Raw genomic sequence first — 4,475 nt, forward strand, 5'->3', positions numbered from 1 at the left:
GGGCCGCGCGTCCTGACGGCGCGGGACTGAGGGGCGGTGGGGGCGGCATGCCCAGGTGCCGCGAACCTGGACATGCCCACCCAGACCGAACGTGTCATCGTGGGCATGAGCGCGCCCCGACCGGGTTACCCGGGACCGGCACGTCGACCCAGCGAAGGAACGGATGACGATGACGAGTGGTTTCGTCGGCCCGGAGGGTGACCCGTTCGCAGAATTCCTCGCCCGCTTCTTCGGCGGACAGCGCCCCCGCCAGATCGACATCGGCAGGCTTCTCAGCCAGCCCGCCCGTGAACTCGTGCGCGGCGCCGCCCAGTACGCGGCCGAGCACGGCAGCCGTGACCTGGACACCCAGCACCTGCTGCGGGCCGCGCTCTCCGCCGAACCGACCCGGAGTCTGCTCAGCCGCGCGGGCGCGGATCCGGACTCGCTGGCATCGCAGATCGACGACCGGTCGGGGCCCGCGCAGCACGGCCCCGGCGACGCGCCGCCGCCGACCTCGCTGTCCCTGACGCCCGCCGTCAAACGGGCGCTGCTGGACGCGCACGAGATGGCGCGGGCGAGCGGCGCCGGGTACATCGGCCCCGAGCACGTGCTCAGCGCCCTCGCGGCGAACCCGGACTCGGCCGCCGGGCACATCCTGAACGCGGCCCGTTTCGCCCCGTCCGGCCCGCAGGAGGCGCCGGAGGCGCAGCAGCCGCGCCAGGAGCGTCCCCGGCCGTCGTCCAGCACCCCGACGCTGGACAAGTACGGCCGTGACCTCACCGCGCTGGCCCGCGAGGGCCGGATCGACCCGGTGATCGGGCGGGACACGGAGATCGAGCAGACCGTCGAGGTGCTGTCCCGGCGCGGCAAGAACAACCCCGTGCTGATCGGCGACGCGGGCGTCGGCAAGACCGCCGTGGTGGAAGGGCTGGCGCAGCGCATCGCCGAGGGGGACGTGCCCGACATCCTGCTGGGCCGCCGCGTGGTCGCCCTGGACCTCACCGGCGTCGTGGCCGGCACCCGGTACCGGGGTGACTTCGAGGAGCGGATGAACAACCTGGTCGACGAGATCCGCGCCCACTCCGAGCAGCTGATCGTCTTCATCGACGAGCTGCACACCGTCGTCGGCGCGGGAGGCGGCGGCGAGGGCGGCTCGATGGACGCCGGCAACATCCTCAAGCCGGCCCTGGCGCGCGGTGAGCTGAACATCGTCGGCGCGACAACCCTGGAGGAGTACCGGCGGATCGAGAAGGACGCGGCGCTGGCCCGCCGCTTCCAGCCGATCATGGTGCCGGAGCCGACGCCCGCGGACGCGATCGAGATCCTGCGCGGCCTGCGCGACCGGTACGAGGCGCACCATCAGGTCCGCTACACCGACGAGGCGCTGGTGGCGGCGGTGGAGCTGTCCGACCGCTATCTCAGCGACCGGAGGCTGCCGGACAAGGCGATCGACCTCATCGACCAGGCGGGCGCCCGGGTGCGGCTGCGGGCACGCACCAAGGGCACCGACGTACGGGCGATGGAGCGTGAGGTCGAACAGCTGACCTGCGACAAGGACCAGGCCGTCGCGGACGAGAGTTACGAGGAGGCCATGCGGCTGCGGGACCGCATCACGGAGCTGAAGGAGCGCATCGCGCAGGCCGGCGGCGAGGACGAGGTCGACGAGGGCCAGAGCCTGTGGGTGGACGCCGAGGCGATCGCGGAGGTGGTGGCGCGGCAGACGGGCATCCCGGTGAGCCGGCTCACCGAGGAGGAGAAGGACCGCCTGCTGGGCCTGGAGCAGCACCTGCACCAGCGGGTGGTGGGCCAGGAGGAGGCCGTAGGGGTCGTCTCGGACGCCGTGCTGCGCTCCCGCGCGGGCCTGTCCAGTCCGGACCGGCCGATCGGCAGCTTCCTGTTCCTCGGTCCGACGGGCGTCGGCAAGACGGAGCTGGCGCGGGCGCTGGCCGAGGCGCTGTTCGGGAGCGAGGACCGGATGGTGCGCCTGGACATGAGCGAGTACCAGGAGCGGCACACGGTGAGCCGTCTGGTGGGCGCCCCGCCCGGCTACGTGGGCCACGAGGAGGCCGGTCAGCTCACCGAGGTGGTGCGCCGGCACCCGTACTCGCTGCTGCTGCTCGACGAGGTGGAGAAGGCCCATCCGGACGTCTTCAACATCCTGCTCCAGGTGCTGGACGACGGCCGGCTGACCGACTCGCAGGGCCGCACGGTGGACTTCACCAACAGTGTGATCGTGATGACCAGCAACCTCGGTTCCGACGTCATCACCCGGCGCGGGGCCACGCTGGGCTTCGCGACGGGCGGCGCGGAGGCCGACGAGGAGGCGCGGCGGGAGCAGATCCTGCGGCCGCTGCGGGACCACTTCCGGCCCGAGTTCCTCAACCGGATCGACGAGATCGTGGTGTTCCGCCAGCTCACCCCCCAGGAGCTGCGGCAGATCACCGACCTGCTGCTGGAGAGCACCCGTCGCCGGCTGAAGGGGCAGGACATCACCGCGGAGTTCACCGACGCGGCCGTGGACTGGCTCGCCGAGCGCGGCTACGAACCGGAGTACGGCGCACGGCCGTTGCGCCGCACCATTCAGCGGGAGGTGGACAACCAGCTGTCCCGGCTGCTGCTGGACGGCCGCGTGCGGGAGGGCGGCCGGGTGACGGTGGACGCGCAGGACGGGCGCCTGGTGTTCCGCACGCAGGAGACGCCGGCGCCGGAGTTGTGACCTCGCCGGAGCTGTGACGTCCGTACGGACGTCGGCCCGGCGCCCCTCGTGCAGGGGGCGCCGGGCCGACGGCCGTACGGGGCCGTTACCGCTTCGGGTGGACGACCATCGCCGAGCCGCCGCCGCGGCGGACCTTCTCCGCCGCCGCGAGCCAGGCACCGCCGGGCAGCCGCTGCACGGCCGTGGTCGCGCCGATCTCCGGGTTCTCCCGGAAGGAGTGCCCGAGGGCTTCCAGGCGCTGCCTCAGCTCGCTGTCGTACAGGCCGGGTTCGAGTTCGGTCTGTGCGGCGTTGCGCTGGCTGGCGCGGGGCGCGGCGATCGCGTCGACGAGGGGCAGGCCGCGGTCGAGGAAGCCGGTGAGGGTCTGGAGCACGGTGGTGATGATGGTCGCGCCGCCGGGCGAGCCGAGCGCCACCACCGGCCGGTCGTGCCGGTCGAGCACGATCGTCGGCGCCATGGACGAGCGGGGCCGCTTGCCGGGGCCGGGCAGGTTCGGGTCGTGCACGGCCGGGTTGGCGGGGGCGAAGGAGAAGTCGGTCAGCTCGTTGTTGAGCAGGAAGCCGCGTCCGGGCACGGTGATGCCGCTGCCGCCGGTCTGCTCGATGGTGAGGGTGTAGGCGACGACGTTGCCCCACCGGTCGGCGGTCGTCAGATGCGTGGTGCTCTCCCCCTCGTACGTCGTCGGCGCGGCCGTGCCGCCCGTCGCGCACGGTGCCGGGTCGCGGGGGTCGCCGGGGGCGAGCGGGCTGGTGAGGACGGCGTCGTCCGTGATCAGGCAGGCGCGCGAGTCCGCGAACCGCTGCGACAGCAGCTCCTTCGTCGGTACGTCCTCGAAGGCGGGGTCGCCGACCCAGCGGCCCCGGTCGGCGAACGCGACGCGGCTCGCCTCGATGAACCGGTGCAGGTAGCGCACGTCGCCCGCCCTGGACAGGTCGGTGCGCTCCAGGATGTTGAGCGCCTCGCCGACCGTCGTGCCGCCGGAGGAGGAGGGCGCCATGGAGTAGACGTCGAGGCCGCGGTAGGAGGTCTTGGTGGGCGCCTGGAGCTTGGTGCGGTAGGCGGCGAGGTCGCGCGGGGACAGGTCGCCGGGGCGGGCGTTCCAGCCGGAGGCCGGGTCCACGGGCGGCTTGTCGACCGTGTTCACGATGTCGCGGCCGATGTCGCCCCGGTACAGGGCGTCGACGCCCTTGCGGCTCAGCTCGCGGTAGGTGCGGGCCAGGTCGGGGTTGGTGAAGGTGGAGCCTACGACGGGGAGTTGGCCGCCGGGGAGGAACAGCTCGGCGGTGTCGGGGAAGTACCGGAAGCGGGTTTCGTTGGCGGCGGTCTGCGCGCGGAAGGTCTCGTCGACGGTGAAGCCGTCGCGGGCGAGCCGTTCGGCGGGCTCGAGCACCGTACTCAGATTCTTTTTGCCCCAGGTGTCGAGCGCCCGCTGCCAGGTGGCGGGCGTGCCGGGGATGCCGACGGAGAGCCCGCTGGTGACGGCCTCGGCGAAGGGGATGGGCGCGCCGTTCTCCAGGAAGAGGCCGGAGTCGGCGGTGAGCGGGGCGGTCTCGCGGCCGTCGAGGGTGTGCACGGTGCGGGACCGGGCGTCGTAGTAGACGAAGTAGCCGCCTCCGCCGACGCCGGCCGAGTAGGGCTCGGTGACGCCGAGCGCGGCGGCGGTGGCCACGGCCGCCGCGCTCGGCGTCACCAAGCCCTACTCGGCCGGCGTCGGCGGAGGCGGCTACTTCGTCTACTACGACCCCAGGTCACGCACCGCGCACACCCTCTACGGCCG

Annotated in this window: 2 protein-coding genes and 1 pseudogene; 2 read left to right on the forward strand and 1 reads right to left on the reverse strand. The window is 73.1% G+C overall.

All coding sequences use genetic code 11. From position 1 onward, the window contains the following. Positions 1–169 precede the first annotated feature (169 nt). Positions 170–2,698 carry an ATP-dependent Clp protease ATP-binding subunit gene (locus CCN29_RS23370; RefSeq protein WP_086684280.1) on the forward strand — a complete coding sequence of 843 codons (2,529 nt, stop codon included), beginning with the start codon at positions 170–172 and terminating at the stop codon, positions 2,696–2,698. A gap of 85 nt (positions 2,699–2,783) precedes the next feature. On the opposite strand, the pseudogene ggt reads toward CCN29_RS23370, so the two are convergent. Next, positions 2,784–4,373: pseudogene (gene ggt, locus CCN29_RS23375) on the reverse strand (gamma-glutamyltransferase); the annotation flags it as partial. Between ggt and CCN29_RS35015 the strand changes: the two are divergent. Further along, the coding region (locus tag CCN29_RS35015; RefSeq protein ID WP_442538462.1) for a gamma-glutamyltransferase at positions 4,360–4,475 on the forward strand (116 nt) is incomplete at its 3' end. The pseudogene ggt and the gene CCN29_RS35015 overlap by 14 nt on opposite strands.

The sequence above is a fragment of the Streptomyces pseudogriseolus genome (assembly GCA_002154585.1).
GTDB classification, from domain to species: Bacteria; Actinomycetota; Actinomycetes; order Streptomycetales; family Streptomycetaceae; genus Streptomyces; species Streptomyces pseudogriseolus.

Coding starts and splice junctions, on each gene's coding strand:
- CCN29_RS23370 (WP_086684280.1), top strand. CDS start 170: ATGACGAGTGGTTTCGTCGGCCCGGAGGGTGACCCGTTCGCAGAATTC.